Raw genomic sequence first — 25879 nt, forward strand, 5'->3', positions numbered from 1 at the left:
CAGGAGCCGGACGCCGTTCGTCTCGCCGCCGAGCGCCAGCGCGGACAGGATGCGGGCGACCGACCGCGCGTTGCCGTGGCCGTTGGCCGCGCCGATGTCGGCCCGCAGCCACCCGGGCGTGTTGGCGACGCGCGGGTCGGTGTAGGAGCCGGAGAGCGTCTTGACGAAGACGCTGTCCGGGTCGGGTTCGGGCATCGCGGGCGGCGGGGCGACCGGCGGCAGGATCGTGGCGATCCGGTCCCGGTCCTGCTCCCGGGCTCCGATCTGGAAGTCCGCGCCCGTCGGAGCGGCGATCTCCGCGGCGACGAACTCGCGCAGGCTCCGGCCGGACACGCGGCGGACGAGCTCGCCGACGAGGTGCCCGTAGTTGCTCGCGTGGTAGCCGCTGGCCGTGCCCGGCTCCCACCACGGCGCCTGCGCGGCGAGCTTGGCCGTCGCCGCGGCGACGTCGAAGGGGTCCTCGGGTGCGAACGGCCGTTCCCACGCCGAGACACCCGAGGTGTGGCCCAGCAGGTGGCGGACCTCCACGCGGTCCTTGCCCGCGGCGGCGAACTCGGGCCAGTAGGAGGCGACGGGCGCGAACGGGTCGAGCAGCCCGCGGTCGACCAGCATGAGCGCGGCGAGGCTGGTGACCGTCTTCGTGATCGACCAGACCGTGACGATCGTGTCCTCGGTCCACGGCAGCGTCCGCTCGGCATCGCGGTGGCCGCCCCAGATGTCGACGACGTCCGTGCCGTCGACGTTGACCACGATGCCCGCCCCGACCTCCACCCCCGCGTCGAGGTTCGCGGCGAGGGCCGCACGGACCTCCTCGAACCGCGGTGTCACGTGCCCGTGGACCACTGCCATGATCGCCTCCTCGCGCTGCAACATTCTGCAATATGTTGCAGGCTGGCACGCCGCGGAGGGGGGGTCAAGGCCCGTCGTCGTGCAGGATGGCGGCGATCGCCGCCTCGACCTTCGCCGCGTCGGGCCGCTCTCCCGCGATGAGGTCGGCGTAGACGAACGACTCGATGACCCGCACGATGACGTAGGCGAGGTCGCGGGTGTCGAGATCGTGGACGAACCCCCCGCGCAGCCGCTCCTGCTCCACCAGGCCCGCGAAGACGTCGACGACGTGCTGTTGCAGCGGGCTGGCCCGGGTGGTGATCAGCCGCAGGGCGCGTTCGGTCTCCCTCTGCAGGAAGCTGCGGTAGTAGGGGGCGCCGATCAGCGCCTCGGCGTAGCGGCCCGCGATGCGGGCGACGCGGCGACCGCCGGACCCGCGCACTGTGGCCACGATGTCGCTCAGCGTCGGGTCGGCCAGCGAGGTGAGGACGGCGACGAGCAGCTGGTCGCGGTTGCCGACCCAGCGGAAGAGCGTGCTGCGGTCGACGCCGAGGCTCGCCGCCAGCTCCTGCATGTCCAGGCGCTCGCCCGCCAGGAACCGGCGCCGGGCCATGCGGAAGGCGACGGCAGCGTCCGGTCCACCCCTGACCCCGGTCATGCGGGTCAGCGTAGGTGCGCGCAACACTCGTGGGAACGGTGCGACGCCCTGGCGGTCACGCGTCCGCGTGCAGCAGCGCCGCCACCGCGGCGCGGACCTTCGTCGCGTCCGGGGGGTCGCCGGTGATGATGTCCGCGTAGACGAACGACTCGATGATCCGCACGACCAGGTACGCCAGGTCGTGGGACCCGAGGGCGTGGGTGAGGGCGCCCCGGTCGCGCTCCCGCTCGGCCATCCGCTCGAAGATGCCGACGACGTGGGACTGGACCGGGCTCGCCGTCGAGGTAAGCAGCCGTAGCGCGCGCTCGGACTCCCGCTTCAGGTAGGCCCGGAAGAAGGTGGAGTCGATGAGCGCCTGGGCGTAGTGGTAGGCGGTCAGGGCGATCCGCCGCCCACCGTCACCCCCGGCCTTCGCCTCGGCGTCCTGGACCGCAGGGTCGGTGAGGGAGATCAGGATCGCGGCGAGGAGCTGGTCGCGGTTGCCCAGCCACCGGAAGACGGTGGACCGGTCGACGCCGAGCTCCGCCGCCAGCAGCCCCATGTCGAGGCGCTCGCCCGCGACGAAGTGCCTGCGTGCCAGGCGAAACGCCCGTTGGGCTTCCGCGTGTCGGCCCGGCACCGCGACGGGCGGGGGGCGCGACATTCCGCGATCCTAGGCAGCCCGGCCCGCCGGTCAGCCGACCGTGCCGGGCCGGGCCGCGCGCCGCCCGGACAGCTGCTGCACCACGAGCGTGCCGAGGACCGCGGCCAACGGCACGGGCCAGCCGTCCGTGAGCTGGTGCAGCAGCCCGATCACCACGGGCCCCGACGCGGCGAGCAGGTAACCCCCGCCCTGGACGAACCCGGAGAGCGCGGCGATCACGTCGGCGCCCCGGCTGCGCAGCCCGATCAGGGTGATCGCCAGCGGGAACGCGCCGTTGCCCGCGCCGAGCAGCGCGGCGCCGGCCCAGCCCAGGCCGGCCGCTGCCGGCGGGACGGCGACGGCCGCCCACAGCGCGAGGTAGCCGAGGGCGTAGCTGCCGGTGGTGAGCGTGACCAGGCCCCGCTGGTCGGCCCGACGGGCGGCCAGGGCCGGCAGCAGGATCGACATCGGGACCGACATCGCGCCGACCAGTGCCAGCGGCAGGCCCGCTGCGGCGGGGTCCCAGCCCGCGTCGGCGAGCATCGACGGCAGCCAGCCGAGCACCACGTAGGCGTTGAGCGACTGGCAACCGAAGAACACCAGGAGAGCGCGGGCCGACGGCACCCGCCACACCGGAACGGGTTCGGCGATCCCGCCGGGCGGAACACCCGCTTCCGCGGCCCCGGTCGGCCCGGTCGTCGCCGGGTGCCGTCGGGGGGGCCGGGATGCGATCAGGAGCCAGGGCGGCACGGCGGCGAGGGCGAGGGCGGCCCACACGCCGAGACCGGCACGCCAGCCCCCGTCCAGCAGCGCCCCGGCCGGCCCGGTGAGGGCGGCGCCGCCGGCCATCCCGACGGCCAGCGCCGTCGTGCACAGGGCGGTGGCCGCACCGATCCGGGCGGGGAACCAGCGTGTCACCAGTGCGGGCATCAGCACGTTGCCCACGGCGGCACCGGCCAACGCGCAGCCGGTGGCGGCCACGAACAGGCCCACCGTCTCGGCGACCGCTCGCGCCGCCAGCCCGGCCGCGGCCGCCAGCATCGCCAGCGAGACCGCCCGTTCCGGGCCGAGCAGCCCGACCAGCGCGGGTGCGAGCGCCCCGACCGCTCCGAAGACCAGCACCGGCAGCGCCGTGAGCACGCCCGCGAGCAGGCCGGACATCCCCCAGTGCCGGGCGACCTCCGGCAGGAGGACGCCCAGGCTGGTGACCGCCGTACGCAGGTTCAGCGCCACCGCGACCAGCCCGACCAGCACCAGCACCGGCGCCGGGTCCGCGACGATCCGCCGCCGGAGCGGAGCCCGGTGACGTCCACGGCCGCGGCGCCGGGCCCGGGCGACCCGCCTGCGACCGGAGGTCGCGGGGAACGCGCCGGTCAGCAGATCGAGTCGGTGGGCTTGGGGTTGCTGAGCCCGAACAGCGGCCGCAGCCACAGACCCGCACCCGCCCCGGCGAGCGCCGTCACGCCCCAGATCCAGCCGTGGAGGCTGAAGGAGGCGACGCCGGAGAAGTAGGCGCCGATGTTGCAGCCACTGGCCAGCCGGGCCCCGTAGCCCATGGCCACCCCGCCGAGCACCGCGCCGAGGGCCAGCCGCCACGGGATGCGCCGGTGCAGCACGAACGCCCCGCCTGCCGCCGAGGCCACCAGCGCGCCGACGATGATCCCGAAGTCGAGCACCGAGACCCGGTCGGCCAGCACCGGCCCGGCCAGCTGCGCGGCGTTGGCGGGCACCTGCCAGAAGGCCCAGCCGGCGACGTCCACGCCGAGGCCGCCCAGGATCTTCGCGCCCCACAGGCCGAACGCGCTCGTCACGCCCCAGGGCTTGCCGGAGACGACGAGCACCGCGGCGTTGAGCACGCCCAGCACCACGGCGCCCACCCAGATCGGCCACGAGCCGCGCCACACTCGGGCGAGGCCCCTGGCGGTGGGCGGGTCCGCCACCGGCGGCGGGTTGCGCCGGCGCGCCACCAGGTACGTCGCGGCCACCACCAGACCCATCACCGTCAGCGACACCATCAGCGCGCCGGGATAGCCGAACAGCTCCGCCAGCGAGATCACGGGCCCCGCGGGCAGGGTGACGAACCAGAAGACGTGGTGCGCCGCTGCCAGGACCGACCCGACGATGAAGCCGAACAGGGTGAGCACGATCGCGGACTGCCCGCTGCCCACCGCGAAGAGCGTGCCGGAGGCGCAGGAACCGCCGACCTGCATGCCCATGCCGAACACGAAGGCACCGACGACGAGTGGGATGCCGACCGGGTTGACGAACCCGCTGGGCGTCGCACCCAGGCCGAACCCACCGGCGAGCACGACCGCGAACAGCACGCAGGCCACCGCGAGCATGAGCATGTGCGCCCGCAGCGCCACGCCCTGCCCGACCGCGACCAGCTGCCGCCAGGCGGAGGTGAAGCCGAAGCGGGAGTGGAACAGGGTGAAGCCGAGCAGCAGGCCGAGCACGCCGGTGGTGGCCATCAGGCCTCCTGCCGTGCGGTACACCGCGGCGATGAGCACCACGGCCAGCACCAGGCCGACCACGACGACCACCCGCTTGGCGGGGGCGGCGGGCTCGGCCGCCGGGCGCCGGGCCGCGCACTCCAGCTCCCGGGGTACGCGGGTGATCCCGCGCCCGACCAGTTCACCGATGACGGACATCGCGTCCTCCTGCGTGGCTTCTCGACGGGTGGGTCACGGGGTCGCCCCGGGTGAGCCGAGGGGCGGGCTGATCGGGACGACGGTGCCGCCCGGGTACCAGGCGCCGGGGTTGCCGGAGCCGGGCCCGTGGTCCATGCCCGCCATGCCCATGGGCACGTCGACGGGCGCGGCGCCGTAGAACGCGGCCCGGGGCGCGAGCGGTTCGCCGGAGCCGCCCGCCCGCAGCCAGGCCAGGTAACCGGCGGTGGACGGGCCGTCGCCGGGGAAGGCGGCGGCCACGAGGGCGCCGTAGCGGCGGGCGGCGGTCTCGCCCGGGTTGAACGGCAGCGCCAGCACCTCTGCGGAGGCTGCGGCCAGCACCGGCCCGCTGAGCAGCCACGGGGCCAGCACGATGCCGCCGGTGGCGGTCTCGCGGGCGAGGGCCTCGACGCGACCCAGCGCGGGCGGCGCCTCCGACCAGCCCGAGACCACCAGCAGCGTGTCGCCGGGAACGCCGTCGCGGACGGCCAGGTCGTGGGCGGCCGCCTCGGTGCGGACCAGCTCCGCTGCGGCGGCGCCACGAGCGGACGCGTCGGCCACGACGGCCAGGCCCGCGATCCCCCGGCCGGCCAGGAAGGCGACGGTGTCGCGCAGGGCGTCGGCGTCGCCGGAGGTGAGGGTCTGGGACGGGCACTGCGACGGCGCCGTCGTGTCCTGCCCAGTGTCCTGCCTGGTGTCCTGCCCGGTGTCCGTCCCGGCGAGCAGGCCGCCGAGCAGCGCGGAGGCGCACTCCGGGCCGTCCGGCCCGGTCAACGCGGCGGTCAGCGCCGGGTCGCCGGGCGCCGTGCCGACGGAGACCGGGACGTCCGCGGCGTACCGGCCCGGGGCACCGTCGGCGCCGCTCTCGGTGACCGTGATCCGGTCGGTGCCGGCGGGGATGTCCAGCACCGCCCACAGCCCCGTCGCGCCGGTGCGGACGACCAGCGGGACCTCGGCCCCACCCGCGCTCACCGCGAGCGAGCCCGCAGGTGCCGCCGGGCCCGGCGCCGGGCCCCCGTGGTCGTGACCGTGGGCGGGCTCGCCGATCACGCCGTGGTGCTGACCGTGGGCGGGCTCGCCGATCACGCGCTCGGCGGCCGCGACGTGCACGAGGTTGGGCCCCGGCCGCATCGGCGCGACCAGCACGGCGAGGTGCCTGCCGGGCAGCTCCACCGGCCGGGCCGAGGCACGGCCCGGCTCGGGAACGGCGGCCGGAGGGGGCAGCGTGGCCGGCACCGAGGCCACGACCACGGCCAAGACGACGGCCGCGGCGGCGCACGCCGGGGCGAGCGGCGCGGCCACCGCCCGAGCGGCGGGGAGCCGTTCGGCGGCCAGCCACGTCGCGGCGACCAGCAGCGGCAGCACCGACTGCGCCAGCCCGGCCAGGCCGTAGCCGGTGTGCGTCACGTCGAAGCCTGCCGGGGGCCCGGTGAGGGCCAGCTGAGCCAGGCCAGCACCGGTGGCCAGCAGGCCGGCCGGCACCGTGAGGCGGCTGAGCGCCCGCTCGCCCGGCTCACCGGCGCGGTCCGGGCCGCCGACCACGCCACCGAGCACGCCACCGACCGCACCGCTGACCACTCGGCCGCCGACCAGGACGGCCCCCGCCAGCACGCTCACCGCCACGGCGTAGAGCAGGTCGAGGGCCAGCGGCAGGCCGCTGCGCCCCGGACCGAGCGCCACACCGAGCAGCCCGGCCAGCGCCAGGCCGGCCACGCCTGCCGCCCGGGCCGTCCCCGCCCGCCGCGAGTCCAGCAGGACGGGGACCAGCAACGCGAGCAGTGCATGGACCGCCGCCATCGGACGGGACGCGGCGCCGGTGACCACCCCGAGCACGCACGCCGCGGCCGTGACGGATCCGGCCAGCCAGGCCGCCCGCACCGCGCCGGGGCGTGCCGGGCCCCGGCCGCCGAAGCCGGCCACCAGCCCCATCCCGGCCGAGACCGCGGTGGCGGCGAGCAGCACCGCCCGCAGCACCGCGGCCGGGCCGGACACCTCGGCGGCGACCAGCGCGGACACCGGGTCGACCGTTCGGTCGGGCCCGCCGTGGACGGCGAGCACGACGGCCGCCGCTGCCAGCAGCACCACCCCCACCGGGGCCGCGACGGCGATCGCCGCGGCCCCGGGGAGTGCAGTGCTCCTACTTGATGTCGTCATCGTTCACGACGAAGAGCATCGAGTGCGGTTTCGCGTGGCCTGCCGGGCCGTGTGGCCAGTCGGCGCGATCGAAGCTCACGCACGGCTGCCCCGTCACCTCGTCGGTGAAGCTCCGGTCCACGCTCAGCGAGCCGTCCCGGGCGATGTCCACCAGGCACACGCGGTGGTCGCCGTCCAGGCTGGTGCGGGCCACGAAGTAGTTCGACGTGGCGAGCCGCCGCGGATGGTCGGTCTCCCGGTAGAAGCCGTCCTCGCCGGCCACGAGGTTGTCCAGCGCGCCCCAGTGCGGGCCACCGGCCGGCGCGTCACCGATGGTGACGGTGCCCCGGACCTTCGGGCAGTCGGCGCCCGACCCACCGTTCACCGCCTGGTCGCGGGTGGTGATGTCGCAGTCGTAGTCGTCACCGGCGTCCACCAGCTTCGCGATGTCGAGGGAGTAGATCCCGCCGGTGGTGCCGGGGTCGTCCGGGCCGAGCGTGCCCTTCTTCCGGCCGATGACGGCGTGGTAGAGGGTCTTGTCGTCCGGGCTGGTCTGGATCCAGCCCCCGTTGTCACCGGGACTGGAGCCCCCGCCCTCGAACAGCTTGACGGCCGCCCAGTCGTCGAAGACCTCCTTCCACACCGGGTTCTCGGCGGTGATGTCCGAGGTGTAGAAGATCGCGCCGCCCTGCATGGTCTGCGCGAACGCGCCCTTGTGGCCGGGCAGGTTGGTCACGGTGGTCTCCATGACCGCCCGGTTCTCCCAGTACAGCGGGGTGTCCGGCTCCGCCCTCGGACCGATCGGCAGGTAGCTCACCGACTTGACCTTCGGGTGGTTGCGGTCGCTGATGTCCCAGGTGCGGACGGTGGGCCGGCGCAGGTAGGGCGAGGGCGCCTTGACCGGGTCCAGGATGATGTTGCGCGGCTCGGCGTAGTCACTGGTGACCATCGCGTCGAGGTCCTCGCGGACCTGGATGCCGTGCGGGTTGGCGCAGCTGGGCACCTGCAGGCTCGGCGTGTTCACGCAGAGCTTGCTGTCCTCGGGCGTGCTCACCGCGGCGGGCGACTCCGAGAGCACCTGGCCGTTCTGGCCCAGGCGCACCACCTCACCGGGGGTTCCGGCGAAGCCGTTGCCGGTGCGCACCTCGCCGTGGGTGTAGCGGCACGGACCGGGGGCGACCGGGCCGCCCATGTAGGTGCCGTAGGCGGTGCCGTCCTTCAGCACCCAGTAGGCGTCGGGCACCGAACCGCACGGTGTCTGGACGGGCAGGGTGACCCCGGACAGCTGCAGCGACGGCAGCCGGGACACGTCGAACACGTAGGTCGCCGCGCTGTAGAGGCCACCGGCGTAGATCTTCTCGCCCTTGTGCCAGACGTACTGCATGTGGTGCGGCTCGTTCTCGACCAGCGGGCCGACGGTGCCGGTGTTGAGCACCGTGCCGTAGGTCGGGGAGCCCGAGGTGACGTCGACGACGGCCAGGAAGTCGGATCCTGGCGCGCCGTCGCGGGCCGTCCCTGCCGGGTCGGACAGCGAGCCGGGCACGTTCTTCACGTCGGGGACCACGGTGTCGGCCGCGTTCTCGTCGCCGGCCCAGACGATCAGGTACTCCGGCCGCTTGCCGTCCTTCGCCAGCGCCTTCTGCTGGGTGTCGATGGCGTCGGTGACCAGGTGGTTCTGCACCCAGTAGTCCTTGCCATCAGCGGCGGTGATCGTCGAGCGGGTCGGCGTGACGTCGGCGTAGGCGGTGTCGCCGGGGTGCGGGAGCACGGCCACCCCGGCCGCGGCGGCCAGCACGGCCAGCCCGAGCGCGGTCCGCACCCGGATCGACCGGGCGAACGGGCCGCCCATCAGTAGCCCGGCCCGGCGGCGTCGGGCAGCACCTTCTTCGGCGCCGACTGCACCGAGTCGACCAGGCCGAACAGCGGCACGCCGCCCGGGGTCAGGTCGTTGGCCGGCGACGGCTCGTGGCCGGTGAAGTCCGACGAGCCACCGCCGGCCCCGTCCGGGCCGCGGGAGCTGTCGTTCGCCATCGCCGGGCCGGCCGCCAGCAGCAGTACGCCGCCGGAGACCGCGAGCCCGAGCGCCGCGCGCGTCAGGGTTCTTCTGGACACAGGAAATGCACCTCACGTGATTTCTCGGGGAGCGGAAGGAACGAAGTCGAACGGCGCGCGGCAGCCTGCAGCGACATTCCGGAAGCACGCTGCACACGCATGCGTCGCACCGGTCGAATTCGAACCGGGAATGAACACCTCGACCGGGCTTCAGGACACGGCCAGGGAGTCGGCAGTGTCCTGAGAGCATGGCTCACCAGGTCGGGAGTGAGGAGTGTGCGAGCCGGGGACTCGTCCGCGATGTCGGGGTCCAGCCCGGAAAGCCCTCGACGCACCCTGCCGAGCAGGTATCGAGAACGGGCTACGACCGGTTTTCCGGATCAGCGGATCAGCGCACCGGCGACATACACAGCGCACTGGCCTGCCGCCGGAGATCCACGTGGATCCGGTAGGCCAACAACGTCCACCTGCGCACGAACCGATCCTCGCATCGGGCTATTCGACTGGTCAAATCGCCGCCTCGGCGCTCGCCCGGTCGCCATCGTCGGCCGTGACGGGGGCCATACCCGGGCGAGTGATCCGAACCGGCCGGGAGGCCCGTCCGCCCGTCGAAACCAGACCGAATCACTAGATTTTGTCCCCGTTCCCGGAGGTTCCCGGTCCGGTCCCGGACCACCGCATCGTGTGGGCCGTTCCGCTCCCCGGCCCGGTCCGTGACGGATGGTCAGATGGGGACGCGGACAGGTCGCCTGCCGGGGAAGCCACGCCGGTGCGACCGGGGCACAGCCCCCGGATCCACCACGCTGCGCAGTTGCCGGCTACTCTCCGCTATCGGCGAGCAGGCCGATGCCGGGTCACGAGGAGCCCGGATCAGGCCGGTTCGTAGGTCTCGTGTGCAGGCACGGGCCGGTACCGCAGGCGCGGGCCGTGCACGGCCAGGTCGGTGAGCGCCTCGACGAGTCGCTCCACGTCCTCCGCACCGCAGTGGCAGGCCAGGCTGGCCCGGACGATGCCGTAGCCGGCCAGCCGGTCACCCACGGCGATGGCGGCCTCCACCCGGGCCTGCCCGGCATCGTCGATCCCGGCCCACCGGCGCACCAGGCGGTGGTTGCAGATGGTGCCTGCGCGAACCTCGATGCCGTGCTCGTGCTCCAGGGCGGCGGCCACGAGGGCGTGGTGCAGGCCGTCCACGGTGAACGGGAAGGTGCCGATCCGGTCGTCGACGAGGTACGCCGTCGCGGGCACCGTCAGCCGGACGCCGTCGACGGCGTCGAGCGCAGCGGCGGCGTGACGCACCAGGGCGCGCTCGTGAGCCTCGATCGCCTCCCAGCCGGTGTCCAGGATGGTGGCGCAGGAGGCGCCGAGCGCGACGATGCCGGTGGCGTTCCAGGTCCCGGTCTGGTGCCGCTCGGCCGGCGGCGACCACACCACGGCGCCGGTGTCGGAGACCATGTCGATCGAACCGCCGCCCGGGTCTGCCGGGGCACGGTCCAGGACGGCCCGGGGCAGCGACAGCACGCCCAGCCCGAACGGGGCGTAGATCTTGTGTGCCGAGCAGGCCAGGGCGTCCACGCCGGCGGCGGCCATGTCGATGCGCCGGTGCGGCGCCAGCTGGGCGGCGTCGACGAACAGCAGCGCGCCTGCGGCGTGGCAACGGGCGGCCAGCCCGGCGAGATCCGGGCAGTGGCCGGTGAGGTTGGACGCCCCGGTCACCGCGAGCAGCCGGACCCGGCCGGCATGCTCGGCGAGGAGCGCCTCGAGGTGGGCCTCGTCCAGCGCCCCGGCGTCGTCGGCACGCACGTCGAGCACGCGCGCCGGGGTGTTGTAGCGCCACGGCAGGTTGTTCGAGGTGTGCTCGATCTCCGAGGTCAGCACGACGTCGTCGGCGGTCAGCGGCAGCAGCCGGGCCAGCACGTTGATCGCCGCGCTGGTGTTGGCGGTGAACAGCAGGCCGTTGCCCCCGGGCTGGCCGAGGAACCGCTCGATCCGCCCGATCGCCCGTTCCACCGCCTCCACCGTGGACCGCGCCCGGGGTCCGGCGCCGCGGTGCAGCGCTCCGTAGCTCCCGAGGAAGTCCGCCACCTCGGCGACGGTCCGTTCGAAGGGCGGGGTGGTGGCGGCGTTGTTGAGCTGCACGACGCGGACGTCGCGCCCGTCGGCGAGGACGGTTCGGGAGCCCGTCCCGAGCACCCGGGGCAGCGTCGGGTCGCACAGGGTCGGGTCGCACGGGAGGGTGGGTGGCTTCAGCAGTGGGGTCACGGCGGCATCTTTACTAATCCGATCGGATCAGTGAAGATTGGGACGAGATGCGTCACCGTCGATCCCACGAATGGTGGATTCCACCTGCAGGTCGGCCGCGGCGACGGACAGCACCGCGAGCACGATGCCGGCGGCCACGATCCCCCCACCGCTCACGTCCGCGACTGCGCCCCGCGGGCCGGCCGGTCGGTGGCGTCGGTGTCGGCGTCGGTCGCCTCCGGCGGATCCGATGCTGTCCCGCTCGGCCGGTCCGTGGGCGGCGGCTCGTCCTCGTCATCCGTGGCCGGTTCGGTCTGGCCGCCGGACAGCAGCTCCGAGATCCACCTCGTCTGCGGATCGACGTCGAGCAGCAACGCCTTGGCCAGCAGGGTGAGCGGGATCGCGAGGATCGCGCCGAGCGGGCCGATCACGAACGACCAGAACACCAGCGACAGGAACGTGAGCGTGAGGGCGAGGTTCACCGCGTCGCCGACGAACTTCGGCTGGATCAACGACTGGATCACGAAGTTGATCGCGGAGTACACGACGATCACGATGATCATGAGCTCGGGCCCGCCCTCCAGGAGCGCGAGCACGGCGGGCGGCAGCAGGCCGATGATGAAGCCGATGTTCGGGATGTAGTTCGTGACGAACGCGAGCAGGCCCCACAGCACCGCGAGCGGCACCCCGACGGCCCACAGGAACACCGTGTCGATGACGGCCACGATCAGGCCGAAGACCGTCGAGACGATGAGGTAGGTACGCGTTCCCTGGACGAACCCGCGCAGGGCCGTCACGACCGCCGTCCGCTTCGCCCCGACCCTCTCCAGCCTGCGCGAGAACCCGACCGCGTCGACGCCCATGAAGACCACGACGAAGAGCAGGAAGAGCAGGTTGGTGAAGGCACTCGCCAGCCCCACCAGTAGCCCGCTCACCAGCCCGGCGAGCTGTCCGAAGTCGATCTGCCCGAGCAGGTCGTGCAGCTCCTGCGAGCTCACCCCGAGCCTCTCGAGGGTCGCTCGCAGGTCGTTCACCAGCGCGGTGAAGCTGTCCTCGTACTGCGGCAGGATGGCGCCGAGCCGGACCACCGACAACGCCAGCGCCGCCGCGAGGCCGAGGACGATCGCGAGCACCGTGACCAGGGTGATCGAGGCGGCGAGCCACTGGGGTACGCCTCGCCTGCGCAGGATCCCGGTCAGCGGGTGGACCCCGATCATCAGGATCAGCGCCAGCAGCACCGGCGCGACGATCGCGGAGAACTGCTGCAGTGCCAGTGTGCTGACCAGCAAACCCGTCAGTCCCAGTACGACGACGAGCCCCCGCGGCATGACGGGGGGCTCTGCGGGTTCGGAGGGCGTGGCGGGCACGTCCTCACCCGGATCGCCGGGCGGTGTGTCGGTCATCGCCGCCTCGTCCTCGCGGGCGGGATCTGCCGGTCGCGGCACGCTCGGGGTCCGCGGACTCAGTCCGCGAACGCGGCCCGCAGCGCGTCCTCCTGCTCCTGCGACAGGTTCGTGGAGATCAGCTCGGGGTGCTGGCCCTCGAACGCGCCGTGCACCTTGTCGAGGACGGCGTCGGAGGTGAGCACGAACAGCGCCGAGGTCCCCGGCGTGACCTGGTCGCGGATCTTCTTGATGAAGTCGTCGTCGATGCCGACGTCGGTGAGCGCGCCCCCGATCGCGCCGGCCGCCGCACCGATCGCCGCGCCGAGCAGCGGGATGAAGAAGATCAGGCCGAACAGCAGCCCCCAGAACATGCCGCCCAGTGCCCCCACCCCGACCAGGTTGTTCAGCTGGCGTGTCTTCGGCTTCTTCGCGCCGGAGGGCCACGACACCGTCGCCGCGTCGTGCACGGTGATGAGCTGCTGCTTCGCCAGATCCTGCAGGGTGTTGACGGCGTCGTCGGCGCCGTTGGCGCTGTCGAACTTCCACACGGTCAGGGTGGCCATGTCGTCTCCTTCGTCGGGTCGTGCGTCGCCGGACGGTGGTCGGATCACCGCCCGAGACACTCTCGGCGTTCGCCGCACCGGCGTACTCATCCGATGCGGGCGAGATGCGGTCCGCGCAGGTGCTCAGAGATCCCCGAGATCGTCCCCGAGATCCGCGATCGCGTCGAGCAGCGCCGCGGTGGCGAGTGACTCGGGCTTGCGGTCGGGCCAGATCAAGCCCACTGCGGGGCGGTGCGACTGCGGGAGCAGCGGGACGGCGCAGGTGCCGGCGGGGACGCCGAAGACCTCGGTCCAGGGATGGGCGACGATGCAGCTCCACCGGCGGGTGGCGGCGTAGGTGTAGAGCGCGGCGACGGTGTCGGTCTCGATCGTGGGCCGCAGCTCCGCGCCTGCCGCCGCCATCAGGTGGTCGAGGATCCTGCGGTTCTGCATCTGCCGGTTGAGCGCGCACTGCGGGAGGGTGGCCGCCTCGGCCCAGCCGACGCCGTCGCGCCCGGCCAGCGGCCCGTCGTCCGGGGTCAGCAGGACGTAGCGCTCGCGGTAGAGCGCGCGGGTGCGCAGCCCCACCGGCGGCGTGTCCAGGTCGAGATAGGTCAGCCCGACGTCGAGCTCGAAGTCGGCAAGGCGCCTGCGGATCTCGCGGGACGTGGTGACGTCGACCCGCGCCATCGCCTTCGGGTGGCGCGCGCAGAACCGGTCGATCAGCACCGAGGACGCCGGGATCGAGGTCGGGATGGCGCCGATGCGCAGCGTCGCGGCCAGCCCCCCGCGCATCCGCTCCAGGTCGTCGTGCAGCCCGTCGCGCTCGGCGAGGATGCGATGCGCCCAGCCGACGACGCGCTCGCCCTCGGGGGTGAAGCCCTGGAACCGGCGCCCGCGCAGGACGATCGTCACGCCGAGCTGGATCTCCAGCTTGCGGATGGCGGTCGACAACGCCGATTGGGACACATGACATTCCCGCGCGGCCCGGGCGAAATGACGCTCACGGTCCAGCGCGGCAACGTACTCGAGCTGACGCAACAACACTTCGCCGGGCACGAACGAAACCATAGACCACCTGCCGGAGAATGCACTTCCACACCCTCTGATTCACCTCGTGAATCACGAGATCGAAGAGAGGGCCACCTGCCGATCTTGCCCGGTCGGACGGGTCGCCCGCACCATTTGTGCGGCGTGCGACGCAGATCACTCGACCGCAAGGAGGCGGCCCGTGGCCGATCATGCACATTCCCCGTCGAATCTCCCGGTGCCGGCCCGCCGCGGCCGGGAGCCGCGATGACGGCCGGCTTCCTGCAGCGCGAGCGGATCGTCGCCCGCCCGGGGTGGAGCCGTTGGCTCGTGCCACCGGCGGCGCTCTCGATTCACCTGGCCATCGGCCAGGCCTACGCGTGGAGCGTGTTCAAGACGCCCCTCGAGGCCGGGCTGGGGATCTCCGGAGTGGCCAGCGCGCTGCCGTTCACGCTGGGCATCATCATGCTCGGCCTGTCCGCGGCCGTGTTCGGCACGAAGGTGGACACGAACGGCCCGCGCTGGGCGATGGTCGTAGCCTCCGCATGCTTCGTGTCCGGGTTCCTCATCTCGGCAGCGGGGCTCTACCTCGGCCAGTACTGGCTGGTCGTGCTCGGGTACGGCTTCGTCGGCGGCATCGGCCTCGGCATCGGCTACATCTCCCCCGTGTCCACGCTCATGAAGTGGTTCCCGGACCGGCCGGGGCTCGCCACCGGTATCGCGATCATGGGCTTCGGTGGGGGTGCGCTGATCGCGTCGCCGCTCACCCAGCAGCTGCTGACCGCGTTCGGAGCCACCGGCGCGACCCCGGACGTCCACGGCATCGCCCAGACCTTCCTGGTGATGGGCGTGCTCTACGCGGCGTTCATGTCCTTCGGCTGGCTCCTGATCCGGGTCCCCCCCGACGGCTGGCGACCCGCCGGTTGGCACCCTGACCAGGCCAAGGCGCACCGCATGATCACGACCGCGCAGGTCTCGAACAACAACGCGATCCGCACGCCGCAGTTCTGGTGCCTGTGGGTGGTGCTGTGCTTCAACGTCACCGCCGGCATCGGCATCCTGGAGCGGGCCGCACCGATCTACCGGGACTTCTTCCCCGACGCGTCCTCGCCCGCTGCGCTCGCCGCGGCGGCCGCCGGGTTCGTCGCGATGCTGTCGCTCGCCAACTCGCTGGGCCGGATCGGGTGGTCCAGCACGTCGGACTGGGCCGGACGCAAGAACATGTACCGCATGTACCTCGGGGTGGGCGCGCTGCTCTACCTGACGATCACGCTGACCACCAACTCGAACAAGGTCCTGTTCCTCGTCTGCTGCATGCTCATCCTGTCCTTCTACGGCGCCGGGTTCGCCACCGTGCCCGCCTACCTGCGCGACCTGTTCGGCACCTACCAGGTCGGCGCCATCCACGGCAGGCTGCTCACCGCCTGGTCCACCGCGGGGGTGCTCGGACCGCTGATCATCAACGCGGTGGCCGACGCGCGGATCGCCGCGGGCGTGGAGGGGCCCGCCCGCTACACCCCGGCCTTCCTGATCGTGATCGTCCTGCTGGTGATCGGGTTCGTCAGCAACGAGCTGATCCGGCCGGTGCATCCCCGGTTCCACGAACCGGAAGGGCCCACGGCGCGGACGGCCCCGGCGGAGGTGCGGGCATGAGCGAGCAGAACAGGGTTCAGTCGGTGCTGATCGTGCTGGCCTGGCTGTGGGTGCTGATCCCGTTCAGTTACGGCGGCTACCAGTTGCTCGTAAAGATCCCGGCGCTTTTCGGCTGAGCGAATCGGGAATTCTCGACGGCCCGCCCGCCGGTTTCCGCAGACGATTCGGGCGCAGCCGCCCGACAACGCCGATGGGGCGACGTCGGGCGGGCGGGCGGCAGGGCCCGCGACGGAAACGCCGCGGCTTCCCGGGAAACTGTCGTCGTGATCGGTCAACTGTGGTTCGTGCTCGGGATGCTGGCCGTCGTCGTCCTCGCGCGGGGCCTCGGCGAACGGCTCGGCGTGCCGTTCACCATCCTCCTGACCCTCGCCGGTCTCGTGTACGCGGTGCTGCCGGGACCGAAGCTCGAGCTCGAACCGGAGATCGTGCTCGTGCTGGTGCTGCCACCGCTGCTCTACAGCACCGCACGCCGGTCCTCGCTGCTGGGGATGCGGGCGAACCTGCGCCCGATCGTGAGCCTGTCGGTGCTGCTCGTGCTGGTCACGGCGTTCGCCGTCGGCGCGCTCGTCGCGCTCGTGGTCCCCGGTATGCCGCTGGCGGTCGCGATCCTGCTGGGCGCCGCGGTCGCGCCGCCGGATCCGGTGGCCGCGCTCTCGGTCGGGCGGCGGGCGGGCATGCCCCCGCGGCTGGGCGTGCTCATCGAGGGCGAGGGCCTGCTCAACGACGCCACGGCGCTGACAACCTACCAGGTCGCGGTGGCGGCCGCGGTGGGCAGCGGGTTCTCGTGGGCTGCGGCCTCGGGCCAGTTCGTGTGGGCGGTGGTCGGGGGCCTGGCCGTGGGCGCCGCCGTGGCGCTCACCATCCGCGCGGCCCGGCCGTGGCTCGCCGATCCGCTGATCGGCAACGCGGTGTCGCTCGCGGCCCCGTTCGTCGCCTACCTCCTCGCGGAGGAGATCGGGTCCTCCGGGATCCTCGCGGTCGTCATCGCAGGCCTGATGGTCGGGCACGACGCGGGCCGCGACGAGACCGGCGCCTCCCGGCTGCAGACCGGCGCGGTGTGGCAGTTCGTCGACTTCCTGCTGGAGGGCTTCGTCTTCCTGCTCATCGGCCAGCAGCTCCCGAGCATGCTCGCCGGCCTGCGCAGCGAGCACGACACGGGCACCGTTCTCGCCGCCGCGGCGGTGACGGTCGCGACGGTGCTGCTGGTGCGCCCGCTGTGGCTGGTGGTCACGCAGTCGGTGCCGGCCTGGCTGAACGCGCGCCTGGGCAAGGAGCCCGGCGAGCGGCTGGGCGGCCGGGAGATCGTCGCGCTGAGCTGGGCCGGGACCCGCGGCGTCATCAGCCTGGCCGCGGTGGTCGCCGTGCCGCTCACGACGGCCGACGGCAGCCCGTTCCCGCACCGGGACCTGCTGCTGTTCTGCACCTACGCCGTCGTGCTCGTGACCCTGGTGGGGCAGGGCCTGACGTTCGCCCCGCTCCTGCGCAGGCTGCGCCTGCCCACCGACGCGGCCGAGGCCGAGCAGGTGCGCAACGAAGCGCGGCTGGCCGCCGTCGACGCAGCGATGGTGACGGTCGACGACCTGCTCGCCCAGGGCCAGATCGGCCCGCAGCTGGCCGAGGCGCTGCGCGCGAACCTCAGCGCCCGCGCCCGCCGCCACCAGGCCCGGATCGCGATGATGGCCGAGGCGGAGGACGGCGGGATCAGCTGGTCGCCGGGCTACGAGCAGGCCCTGTTCGCCCGCCGCGCCGTGATCGACGCCCAGCGCCAGGAGCTGCTGCGCTGGCGCGACTCCGGCCGGCTCCCCGACGCCAGCCTGCGCATCCTGCGTCGCGAGCTGGACCACGAGGAGCGGACCCTGCCCGACCGGTAGCTACTCCTTCACGATCGTGACCGTCACGTTCTTCATCACCGGCTGGTCGCTCTGCGTGCTGTAGTCGCCGATCGGGCACAGCTCGTTCATCTCCGGCATGTAGCCCACCGCGCTGCCGCGCGGGATGTCGTAGGGCAGCGCCGTATAGCCGCGCAGCGACCGCGTGCTGCCGTCGCGGGCGTGGCTCGTGATGTGCACCCGGTCGAACTCGGCGAGGCCGCGCTCGCGCATGTCGTCGCGGTTCATGAAGACGAGCGTGCGCAGGCCCGTGACGCCGCGGTAGCGGTCGTTGTCGGAGTAGATCGTCGTGTTCCACTGGTCGTGCGAGCGCACCGTCGCGAGGGCGAGCGTCCCCGGTGGCGGGACGACGTCGGGCAGCGGGGCGAGCGAGAACTCGGCGCGCTCGGACGGGGTGCGGAAGATCCGTTCGCGCGCGGCCTGCCGGATGCGGAACCCGCGCGGCTCCCGGGCCCTGCGGTTGAAGTCCTCGAACCCCTCCAGCACCTCTGCCATGGTGTCGCGGATGCGGTCGTAGTCGGCCACGTAGTCCAGCCACGGCGTCGCGCTGGCGGGCAGCGTCGCGCGCGCCATGCCCGCGATGATCGCGGGCTCGCTCAGCAGGTGCGGCGACGCCGGCCGCCGCATGCCCACCGACGCGTGCACCATGCTCATCGAGTCCTCGACCGTGAGCGTTTGCAGACCGGTCCGCTGGACGTCCTTCTCCGTGCGCCCGATGCAGGGCAGGATCAGCGCCTCCCGGCCGTGCACGAGGTGGCTGCGGTTGAGCTTCGTGCTGACCTGCACCGTCAGCGCGCAGCGGCGCAGCGCCTCGTACGTGTACGCCGTGTCGGGCGTGGCCAGCGCGAAGTTGCCGCCCATGCCGACGAAGACGGTGACGTCGCCGCTCTGCATCGCCTCCAGCGTCCGCACGGTGTCCAGACCGTGCTCCCGCGGCGGGTCGATGCCGCAGACCTGCCCGAGCCGGTCCAGGAACGCGGGGTCGGGACGGTGGTCGATCCCGCACGTCCGGTTGCCCTGCACGTTGCTGTGCCCGCGCACCGGCGCCGGCCCGGCGCCGACCCGGCCGAGGTTGCCGCGCAGCAGCAACACGTTCACGATCTCGCGGATCGCGTCGACCCCGTGCTCGTGCTGGGTGAGGCCCAGGCACCAGCTGATGATGCAGCGGTCGGACTCGCGGTAGACCCGCGCGGCCCCCTCGACGTCGGCGCGGGTGAGGCCCGACTGGCGCTCGATCTCGGCCCAGGACGTCCCCTCGCACAGCGCGCGGTAGGCGTCGAAGCCGGTGGTGAAGTGGTCGAGGAACTCCTGGTCCACAGCGAGCGGATCGGTCTCGGCCCACTCCAGCAGCACCTTCGCCATGCCCCGCAGCAGCGCCATGTCGCCGCCGATGCGCGGCTGCAGGTTCAGCGTGGACGTCGGCGTGGCGCGGAACGTCGCCATCCGCGCGAAGTCGTGCGGGATGATCGCGCGGGTCGCCGCCACCTCCACGATCGGGTTGACGTGCACGATCTGCACCCCGCGCCGGTGCGCGTCGACGAGGGTGGTGAGCATCCGCGGGGCGTTGGACGCCGCGTTCACCCCGAAGATGAACAGCGCGTCCGCGCGCTGCCAGTCCTCGAGGTCCGTGGTGCCCTTGCCGGTGCCGATCGAGGCCTTCAGCGCCCGGCCGCTCGCCTCGTGGCACATGTTCGAGCAGTCCGGCAGGTTGTTCGTGCCGAACTCGCGGACGAACAGCTGGTAGAGGAAGGTCGCCTCGTTGCCGAGCCGACCGGAGGTGTAGAACGACGCCCGGTTCGGGTCGTCGAGCCCGCGCAGGTGCGTGCCCACGATCGCGAAGGCCTCCGCCCACGTCACCGGGACGTAGCGGTCGCTCGCGGCGTCGTAGCGCATCGGCTCGGTGAGCCTGCCCTCCCGCTCCAGCGCCGTGTCGCTCCACCCTTCGAGCTCGGTGACGGTGTGCGTGGCGAAGAACGCCCTGTCGACGCGGCGGGGGGTCATCTCCCAGGTGACGTGCTTGACCCCGTTCTCGCAGATGTCGAGGTGGATGCCGTGCAGGTCGTCGGGCCAGGCGCAGCCGGGGCAGTCGAAGCCGCCGTCCTCGTTCATCCGGAGGATGGCGCGCGTCCCGGCCACCGGCTCGCGCTCGCGCAGGACGAACTCGGCGACCGACCGCGCGGCACCCCAGCCCGCGGCGGGGTGATGGTAGGGACGGAAGCCCGGCTTCTCCTCGCCGTCTCCGGACGGGTGTCCCGGCCGGGTCCGCTCCAGCTCCTCGGTCATCGTGCGCCCCTTCCTCCCCGTGTCGGTCTCACGGCACCTGTACCGCGACGACCTCCGCGTGCAGCTCTCCGTCCGGGCCCTCGTAGGTGATCGTGTCCCCGACCCGCCGCCCGACGAGCGCCCGGCCCAGCGGGCTGCCCGCCGTCACCACGTCGTCGCCCGGGGCGGCCGCCTCGGGGATCGCGACGATCCGGAACGTCGCGACGTCACCGTCGGCGAACCGCACCGTCACCTCGGTGCCGTCGGGCAGGCCGGGCGGGGTGTCGAGCGCGTCGGGATCGGCGAGCAGCCGCTCGAGCTCGCCGATGCGCCGATCCAGCCGCGCCAGGTCGTCCAGCCCCTCCAGCGCGAAGGCCTCGTCCCCGCGGTCGCCGAGATCGGCGTCCTCGGGGTCCTCACCGCCGAGCTCGACGGCCCTGCGGTGGCGCTGCTCGCGCACGCGGGCCAGCTCCTCCTCGAGGCGTTCGCGAGCGTCCGTCCCCATCCGTGCTCCTTCCGCGGGACCTCGTCACCCGGTGACGATCTCCGGCGACGAGGGTGGTCGTCGTGGCCAGGATGCCGTGCCGAACACGGAGGACAGCAGACAATGCCGCGCGGCGCGACCGCCAGGATGGTCGCACTCGACACGCCCGCGTCCGAGACCTGGCAGGTCGTCCCGAGGTTGTAGCCGACGTACGACGGCTCCCGCGAGTCGACGTCGATCCACCCCCGCCCCGCCGACGACGACGACCGCCGCCGACCCCGCGATCGGGGGTCGGTCGGCAGGCCGACGACCGGCCCGACCACCGCGCTGGGGACGGCGGCACCCACCAGCCGCACGACTGCGGCCGGGGGCAGCAGGCGGCGCCTGCGGTGCAGGTCGGTCATCCCGGGAGACGATAGGTCGCGACGCCGCTTCCGCCACCACGCGTCGCGACGATTCCCGTCCAGTGGGTCCTGCCCGGCCGGTCGCGCTCCCGGGAACGCCGCGCCACGGTCGTCCGGGCTACCTCGCGCCGACCGCGGCCACCGCCTGCCGGACGAGATCGGCCACCGCGTCCGGCCGCGAGACGTAGATCGCGTGGCTGCCGGGCACCTCGACGGTGTGCGCGCCGGCCCGCTCCGCCATGGCCCGCTGCGCGGGCGGCGGGATCATCCGGTCGTCGGTGGCCACCAGGTACCAGCTCGGCTTCTCCCGCCACGCCGGGTTCGTCACGGCGCCGCCGAGCGCGTCGACGCCCCACGGGACCTGGGAGGCAGCCAGGAACTCCGCGTCCGCAGGCGGCAGGTCGGCGGCGAAGGAGTCGGCGAACCGCTCCCGGTCCAGGAACAGGAACCCGTCGCGGGGCGGCAGGATCGGCGGTACGGGGGCCCCCGGCGGCGGGTCGGCGATCAGGGCGCTCACCGACTCGCCCTTGTCGGGTGCGAACGCCGCGATGTACACGATGGCCTCCACCTGGGGGTGGGTGCCCGCCTCGGTGACGACGACGCCGCCGTAGGAGTGCCCGACCAGGACGACGGGGCCGTCCTGCTCGGTCACGGCCCGCACGGTGACGGCGACGTCGTCCTCCAGCGACAGCGTGGGGTTCTGCACGACGGACACGCGGTGCCCGTCAGCGGCCAGCATGTCGTGGACGGCGCGCCAACCCGAGCCGTCGACGAAGCCGCCGTGCACGAGAACGATGCGCGGGGAAGGTGTCGCGCTCATGGGGATCCTCCTCTCGGAGCGCCGCCGATCGGCGCTTCCGGCGGGATCGACGCTAGGGACGGCGGGTGGCCGGTCGCGTGAGTCAGATGACTCTCCCGACCCCGGATCGGCGGCCGCGCCGGGTGCCGGGGCCCGCGTAGGGTCCGGGCCATGGACGGCGCTGCCGACTCGCCGTCGCACGTCGCGGACGGGACCGCGTCGTCACTGGTCGGCCGCGACGAGGACGTCGGCGTCGTCCGCCGGTTCGTGGACGACGGCGCCCGCGGGGGTGGGGCGCTCCTGCTGTCGGGAGAGGCAGGCGTCGGCAAGACCGCACTCCTGGACGCCGCCGCCGGCCATGCGCGCGCGACCGGGGTGCGGGTGCTGCGTGCCACGGGGGCGCAGTTCGAGGCGGACGTCAGCTTCGCAGGCCTGCACCACCTGCTCCATCCCCTGCTCGACGGGCTCGACGGGCTCGACGGGCTCGCACGGCCCCACCGGATCGCGCTGGGTGCTGCGTTCGGGCTGGCCGAGGCGCCGCCCGCGGACCGGCTCGTCATCTCCGCGGCCGTCCTGGAGCTGCTCGGCCACGCGGCACGCACCGGCCCGCTGCTGCTCGTCGTCGACGACCTCCCCTGGCTCGACTCCGTGTCGGTGGCCGTGCTCGGCTTCGTCGCGCGCCGGGTGGCGGGGACCCGGATCGCCGTCCTCGCCTCGGCCCGCACCGGCGAGGAGGGGCCGCTCGGCCGGACCACGATCGCGGTCTGCGAGATCGGCCCGCTGTCCGAGGGGGCGTCGGCGCAGCTGCTCGCCCAGCGGTACCCGGCGCTGTCGCCGCGGGTGACCCGGCGCCTGCTCGACGAGGCCGAGGGCAACCCGCTGGCGTTGCTGGAGCTGCCCGTCGCGCTCGCCAGGGCACCCGGTCGAGAGACCGCGCCGCTGCCGGTCACGCTGCCGCTCACCCGGCGCCTGCAGGACGTGTTCGCGAGGCGCATCCGGGGCCTCTCGGCGGACTGCCGCGCAAGCCTGCTCCTGGCGGTCCTGGACGCCACCGGGGACCTGAGCGTGCTCGACGAGGTGCAGGCCAGGCCCTCGACGGCGCCGAACGCGCCGGTCTCGTCACGGCCGACCGCGCCGCAGGCCGGCTGGCGTTCCGCCATCCGCTGATCCGGTCGGCGGTCGTCGGGTTGTCGGTGAGCGGCGAGCGCAGGAGCGCGCACCGCCTGCTCGCGCAGCGCCGGGCGGGCGATCCCGCGCGCCACGCCTGGCACCTCGCCGAGGCCGCCACCGGGCCGGACGAGCACGTCGCCGCCCTGCTGCAGGAGGTGGCGCACGCCAACCTCTTCCGGGGTGACTCGGTGGGCGCGGTCCGGGAGCTCCTGCGTTCGGCCGACCTCAGCCCGTCCGGCACGGGCCGCAGCGGCCGCCTCGCCGAGGCGGCCTACCTCGGCGCCACGGTGACCGGGGATCTCGGCGCCGTCCCCGCCCTCATGGACGCGGCGCGGGACGCCGATCCGCGCTACGGAGGCTCGCTGGCGGGCGCCGTCGCGGGCGCCTACCACCTCCTCACCGGCGACGGTGACGTGGACGGCGCCCATCGCCTGCTGGTCGACGCGATCGAGGCGCATCCGGGCCGCGCGGACGCGCACGACAAGACCCTGATCGAGGCCCTCTACACGGTGCTGCTCGTCTCGTTCTACGGCGGCCGCGAGGAGCTCTGGTCGCCCTTCCACGCGGCCGTGGACCGCCTGCGGCCACGCCCGCCCCGCCTGCTGGGCATCCTCGGCGCGACGTTCACGGACCCCGCCCGGCTCGCGCTCCCCGCCCTCGACGACCTCGACTCGGCCGTCCTCGGGCTGCGCCACGAGACCAGCCCGGCGCGGATCGTCCGGACGGCCATCGCGGCGAGCTACCTCGACCGCATCGGCGGCTGCGCCGAGCCGCTGTGGCGCGCGGTGCGGCACGGCCGTGAGGGCGGCGCCGTGACCTCCGCCATCGAGGCGCTCTTCCTGCTGGGCAACGACGCCTACTTCACCGGGCGGTGGGACGAGCTCACACCGCTGGTCGACGAGGGTCTCGCCCTGTGCGACAGGCACGGCTACCGGGTCATGAGCTGGCCCGGCCACTTCCTGCAGGCGCTGGTCGCCGCGGCGCGCGGCGACCACGAGACCGGCGCAGCGCTCGCCGACGACATGGCGCGATGGGCGGCGCCACGGCGCGCCGGGGTCGTCACCGCGTACGTGACGCAGGTCCGGACGCAGGACGCCCTCGCCCGCGGCGACGCCGACGCCGCCTACGGCCACGCGACGTCGATCAGCCCGGCCGGGGTGCTCCCCCGGCATGCCCCCCAGGCCCTGTGGGTGATTATGGACGTCGTCGAGTCCGCGGTGCGGTCGGGCCGCCGGACCCAGGCCACCGCCCACGTCGCGGCCGTGGAGGCGGCGGGGATCGGCGCGCTCTCCCCGCGGCTGGGCTTCGCCGTCGCGGGTGCCATGGCGATGGCCGCACCCGAGGACGGCTACCGCGAGGCGTTCGAACGCGCCCTCGCGGTGCCCGGCGCCGAGCGCTGGCCGTTCGCCGCCGGGCGCGTCCATCTCGCCTACGGCGAGCGCCTGCGCCGGGCCCGGTCCGTCGCGGCGGCCCGGGAGCACCTGGGCGCCGCCCTCGACGCGTTCGTGCGGCTGCGTGCCCGGCCGTGGATCGCGCGGACCGGCCACGAGCTGCGCGCCTCAGGTGTCCACCGGGATCCGGGTGGGCCGGGTGGGCCGGGTGGGCTGACCGCACAGCAACGCGAGATCGCCGAGCTCGCCGCCGCGGGGCTGTCCAACAAGGAGATCGGCGCGCGGCTGTACCTCTCCGCCCGGACGGTCGGCAACCACCTCTACCAGATCTTCCCGAAGCTGGGCGTGACCTCGCGCGCCGCGCTGCGGGACGCGCTGTCGGGGAGCGAGGGCTGAGGTCACGTCCCGGCGACCCGACGTCGGAGGTTGGCGAACTGCCGCGTCTGCATGACCCAGTGGGCGGGCTCGAGGACCAGGACGCTCAGCGGGGGCCGCAGCCACCGCGGGCGCAACGACCAGTAGCCGCTCACGACGAGCCGGGTGCGCTCGGCGGGCAGCGGCCGCAGGTGGAAGCCCCAGGTCGAGTCCGTGTGGTGGCTGGGCCGTTCGTCGTCCGGGTCGAACGGACGCCCGCGCAGGTCCAGCGTCATGCGCAGGCCGAGGAAGCGCGGCGGGTCGTACGCCGCGACCTCCCAGTACTCGTCCACGTCCGGATTGGCCGCGAGCCGGCTGCCCAGCCGGACGTCCTGCCACTCGGGGTGGACCCGGGTGGCGCTGCTGCGGCCGAAGTTGTCCAAGCGGTCCCAGCTGTACCACCCTGCGCGGTCGGTGCCCATCTGCACCAGCCACGGCCAGACGCGTTCCGGTGGCGCGTCGAGCGTCGTCGCCATGGTGGCGCTGCGGATGCCGCCCGGCACGATCGAGGCGCCCGGGAACGGGGCGCGCACCTCGTCCTTCGTCGCCCCCAACGCAGGATCCGGGGCCGGATCACGAGGAGGTAGGCCGCGCCTGCCAGGACGGCGGCGCCGAACCCACGTGCTGTGCGGCGCACGGCCTGCGTGCGGAGCGGCGTGTCCGTGGCAGACCGGGTCGATGCACCCATGCGGGCAGGCTAGGAGCGGCGCGGCGGCCCGTGCCCGGGGCGGACGGCCTGATCACCGGCCCGAACGTCCCGAGCCCGAGAGGCGCTGCCCGATCACACCGCCCTCGCCGCCCGTCCGAACGCCCGGCCCGAACCCCGCGGGCGAACCCCGCGGGCCTCGAACCTCCCGGGGGCCCGATCACAACGCCCCTGCCCCCGGCCCGAACCCCGGCCTGACCGCCCACCCGGGCATCACGGCCGAACCCCGCGGGCCGAACCCCTCGGGCCCGGGCGTCAAGCCGCGGGTAGACCGGACCGGCGCGGCGCCTCGCAGGGCTGAGACACGCCTCGCAGAGGCCGCATGGCCTGCGAGGCGCGCCAGAAGCCTGCGAAGCAACGGGGGCCGCCTGCGAAGCGCACGACAGGCCTGCGAAGCAGCACACCCTGGCCGGCGACCGCGAAGCACGCGACAGGCCGGCGGGACATGACTCCGGCGGGTCGACCGACCGGCACGGGCACCGCCCGGCACCACCCTCGCAGGGCCGACACACGCCTCGCAGAGGCCGCAGCACCTGCGAGGCGCGCCAGCG

21 protein-coding genes are annotated in these 25879 nt (G+C 73.8%); 5 read left to right on the top strand and 16 right to left on the bottom strand.

The annotated features are described in order from the left end of the window. The 12 genes from AB7J25_RS14355 to AB7J25_RS14410 all read right to left on the bottom strand — a co-directional run. Nucleotides 1-849 (bottom strand): serine hydrolase domain-containing protein (locus tag AB7J25_RS14355; protein WP_428509101.1); only part of this gene is annotated, 849 nt, incomplete at its 3' end. A 64-nt stretch (nt 850-913) separates the two neighbouring features. Next, on the bottom strand, nt 914-1486 hold the full coding sequence (locus AB7J25_RS14360) for a QsdR family transcriptional regulator (RefSeq protein ID WP_428509103.1): 573 nt from the start codon (nt 1484-1486) through the stop codon (nt 914-916). Nucleotides 1487-1541: 55 nt separating this feature from the next. Then, nucleotides 1542-2129 (bottom strand): QsdR family transcriptional regulator, encoded by a 588-nt coding sequence (locus AB7J25_RS14365; protein WP_428509105.1) that lies wholly within the window; start codon nt 2127-2129, stop codon nt 1542-1544. Nucleotides 2130-2159: 30 nt separating this feature from the next. Continuing rightward, nucleotides 2160-3368 (bottom strand): MFS transporter, encoded by a 1209-nt coding sequence (locus AB7J25_RS14370; protein ID WP_428509107.1) that lies wholly within the window; start codon nt 3366-3368, stop codon nt 2160-2162. A 113-nt stretch (nt 3369-3481) separates the two neighbouring features. Beyond that, nucleotides 3482-4759 (bottom strand): YeeE/YedE family protein, encoded by a 1278-nt coding sequence (locus AB7J25_RS14375; RefSeq protein WP_428509109.1) that lies wholly within the window; start codon nt 4757-4759, stop codon nt 3482-3484. 33 nt (nt 4760-4792) lie between these two features. Continuing rightward, complete coding sequence (locus AB7J25_RS14380; RefSeq protein ID WP_428509111.1) at nt 4793-6931, bottom strand: hypothetical protein; 2139 nt, start codon at nt 6929-6931, stop codon at nt 4793-4795. Further along, on the bottom strand, nt 6915-8759 hold the full coding sequence (locus AB7J25_RS14385; protein ID WP_428509112.1) for a hypothetical protein: 1845 nt from the start codon (nt 8757-8759) through the stop codon (nt 6915-6917). The genes AB7J25_RS14380 and AB7J25_RS14385 overlap by 17 nt, the downstream gene beginning before the upstream one ends. Then, nucleotides 8759-9022, bottom strand: a complete 264-nt coding sequence (locus AB7J25_RS14390; RefSeq protein WP_428509114.1) for a hypothetical protein — start codon at nt 9020-9022, stop codon at nt 8759-8761. Before AB7J25_RS14390 ends, AB7J25_RS14385 begins: the two co-directional genes overlap by 1 nt. 810 nt (nt 9023-9832) lie before the next feature. Beyond that, nucleotides 9833-11221, bottom strand: coding sequence for an aminotransferase class V-fold PLP-dependent enzyme (locus AB7J25_RS14395; protein ID WP_428509116.1), 1389 nt, complete (start codon nt 11219-11221; stop codon nt 9833-9835). Nucleotides 11222-11373: 152 nt separating this feature from the next. Continuing rightward, on the bottom strand, nt 11374-12603 hold the full coding sequence (locus AB7J25_RS14400; protein WP_428509118.1) for an AI-2E family transporter: 1230 nt from the start codon (nt 12601-12603) through the stop codon (nt 11374-11376). Between the two features lie 59 nt (nt 12604-12662). Then, a complete protein-coding gene (locus AB7J25_RS14405; protein WP_428509120.1) occupies nt 12663-13148 on the bottom strand; it encodes a DUF1269 domain-containing protein in 486 nt (161 codons plus the stop codon). Between the two features lie 123 nt (nt 13149-13271). Beyond that, a complete protein-coding gene (locus AB7J25_RS14410) occupies nt 13272-14186 on the bottom strand; it encodes a LysR family transcriptional regulator (RefSeq protein ID WP_428509122.1) in 915 nt (304 codons plus the stop codon). Nucleotides 14187-14423: 237 nt separating this feature from the next. Here AB7J25_RS14410 and AB7J25_RS14415 point away from each other — a divergent pair, with 237 nt between their 5' ends. From AB7J25_RS14415 to AB7J25_RS14425, 3 genes are all read left to right on the top strand, one after another. Further along, nucleotides 14424-15809, top strand: coding sequence for an OFA family MFS transporter (locus tag AB7J25_RS14415; protein WP_428509124.1), 1386 nt, complete (start codon nt 14424-14426; stop codon nt 15807-15809). Beyond that, nucleotides 15806-15925: an MFS transporter small subunit gene (locus AB7J25_RS14420; RefSeq protein WP_428509126.1), complete on the top strand. Its 120-nt coding sequence runs from the start codon at nt 15806-15808 to the stop codon at nt 15923-15925. Before AB7J25_RS14415 ends, AB7J25_RS14420 begins: the two co-directional genes overlap by 4 nt. A gap of 147 nt (nt 15926-16072) precedes the next feature. Next, a complete protein-coding gene (locus AB7J25_RS14425) occupies nt 16073-17680 on the top strand; it encodes a Na+/H+ antiporter (RefSeq protein ID WP_428509128.1) in 1608 nt (535 codons plus the stop codon). On the opposite strand, the gene AB7J25_RS14430 is transcribed toward AB7J25_RS14425, so the two are convergent. The 3 genes from AB7J25_RS14430 to AB7J25_RS14440 form a co-directional block, all read right to left on the bottom strand. Beyond that, complete coding sequence (locus AB7J25_RS14430) at nt 17681-19981, bottom strand: FdhF/YdeP family oxidoreductase (RefSeq protein WP_428509130.1); 2301 nt, start codon at nt 19979-19981, stop codon at nt 17681-17683. It abuts the gene before it with no gap. Between the two features lie 28 nt (nt 19982-20009). Next, on the bottom strand, nt 20010-20465 hold the full coding sequence (locus tag AB7J25_RS14435; protein WP_428509132.1) for a GreA/GreB family elongation factor: 456 nt from the start codon (nt 20463-20465) through the stop codon (nt 20010-20012). A gap of 501 nt (nt 20466-20966) precedes the next feature. Beyond that, nucleotides 20967-21668, bottom strand: coding sequence for an alpha/beta fold hydrolase (locus tag AB7J25_RS14440; protein WP_428509134.1), 702 nt, complete (start codon nt 21666-21668; stop codon nt 20967-20969). Nucleotides 21669-21818: 150 nt separating this feature from the next. Between AB7J25_RS14440 and AB7J25_RS14445 the strand changes: the two genes are divergently transcribed. Together AB7J25_RS14445 and AB7J25_RS14450 are read left to right on the top strand one after the other, a co-directional pair. Continuing rightward, complete coding sequence (locus AB7J25_RS14445) at nt 21819-22814, top strand: AAA family ATPase (protein WP_428509136.1); 996 nt, start codon at nt 21819-21821, stop codon at nt 22812-22814. 26 nt (nt 22815-22840) lie between these two features. Next, nucleotides 22841-24604 carry a helix-turn-helix transcriptional regulator gene (locus tag AB7J25_RS14450; protein ID WP_428509138.1) on the top strand — a complete coding sequence of 588 codons (1764 nt, stop codon included), beginning with the start codon at nt 22841-22843 and terminating at the stop codon, nt 24602-24604. Nucleotides 24605-24606: 2 nt separating this feature from the next. Here the strand turns inward: AB7J25_RS14450 and AB7J25_RS14455 are convergent, their stop codons facing one another. Then, nucleotides 24607-25176, bottom strand: coding sequence for a hypothetical protein (locus AB7J25_RS14455; protein ID WP_428509140.1), 570 nt, complete (start codon nt 25174-25176; stop codon nt 24607-24609). Nucleotides 25177-25879: the final 703 nt, after the last annotated feature.

The sequence above is a fragment of the Pseudonocardia sp. genome (assembly GCF_050246655.1).
In the GTDB taxonomy this organism is placed as follows: Bacteria; Actinomycetota; Actinomycetes; order Mycobacteriales; family Pseudonocardiaceae; genus Pseudonocardia.

What these genes read in the sequence shown, in the direction of transcription:
- AB7J25_RS14360 (WP_428509103.1), bottom strand. Translation starts at nt 1,486, where the DNA reads ATGACCGGGGTCAGGGGTGGACCGGACGCTGCCGTCGCCTTCCGCATG.
- AB7J25_RS14365 (WP_428509105.1), bottom strand. Translation starts at nt 2,129, where the DNA reads ATGTCGCGCCCCCCGCCCGTCGCGGTGCCGGGCCGACACGCGGAAGCC.
- AB7J25_RS14375 (WP_428509109.1), bottom strand. Translation starts at nt 4,759, where the DNA reads ATGTCCGTCATCGGTGAACTGGTCGGGCGCGGGATCACCCGCGTACCC.
- AB7J25_RS14380 (WP_428509111.1), bottom strand. Translation starts at nt 6,931, where the DNA reads ATGACGACATCAAGTAGGAGCACTGCACTCCCCGGGGCCGCGGCGATC.
- AB7J25_RS14385 (WP_428509112.1), bottom strand. Translation starts at nt 8,759, where the DNA reads ATGGGCGGCCCGTTCGCCCGGTCGATCCGGGTGCGGACCGCGCTCGGG.
- AB7J25_RS14400 (WP_428509118.1), bottom strand. Translation starts at nt 12,603, where the DNA reads ATGACCGACACACCGCCCGGCGATCCGGGTGAGGACGTGCCCGCCACG.
- AB7J25_RS14405 (WP_428509120.1), bottom strand. Translation starts at nt 13,148, where the DNA reads ATGGCCACCCTGACCGTGTGGAAGTTCGACAGCGCCAACGGCGCCGAC.
- AB7J25_RS14415 (WP_428509124.1), top strand. Translation starts at nt 14,424, where the DNA reads ATGACGGCCGGCTTCCTGCAGCGCGAGCGGATCGTCGCCCGCCCGGGG.
- AB7J25_RS14420 (WP_428509126.1), top strand. Translation starts at nt 15,806, where the DNA reads ATGAGCGAGCAGAACAGGGTTCAGTCGGTGCTGATCGTGCTGGCCTGG.
- AB7J25_RS14430 (WP_428509130.1), bottom strand. Translation starts at nt 19,981, where the DNA reads ATGACCGAGGAGCTGGAGCGGACCCGGCCGGGACACCCGTCCGGAGAC.
- AB7J25_RS14435 (WP_428509132.1), bottom strand. Translation starts at nt 20,465, where the DNA reads ATGGGGACGGACGCTCGCGAACGCCTCGAGGAGGAGCTGGCCCGCGTG.
- AB7J25_RS14440 (WP_428509134.1), bottom strand. Translation starts at nt 21,668, where the DNA reads ATGAGCGCGACACCTTCCCCGCGCATCGTTCTCGTGCACGGCGGCTTC.
- AB7J25_RS14445 (WP_428509136.1), top strand. Translation starts at nt 21,819, where the DNA reads ATGGACGGCGCTGCCGACTCGCCGTCGCACGTCGCGGACGGGACCGCG.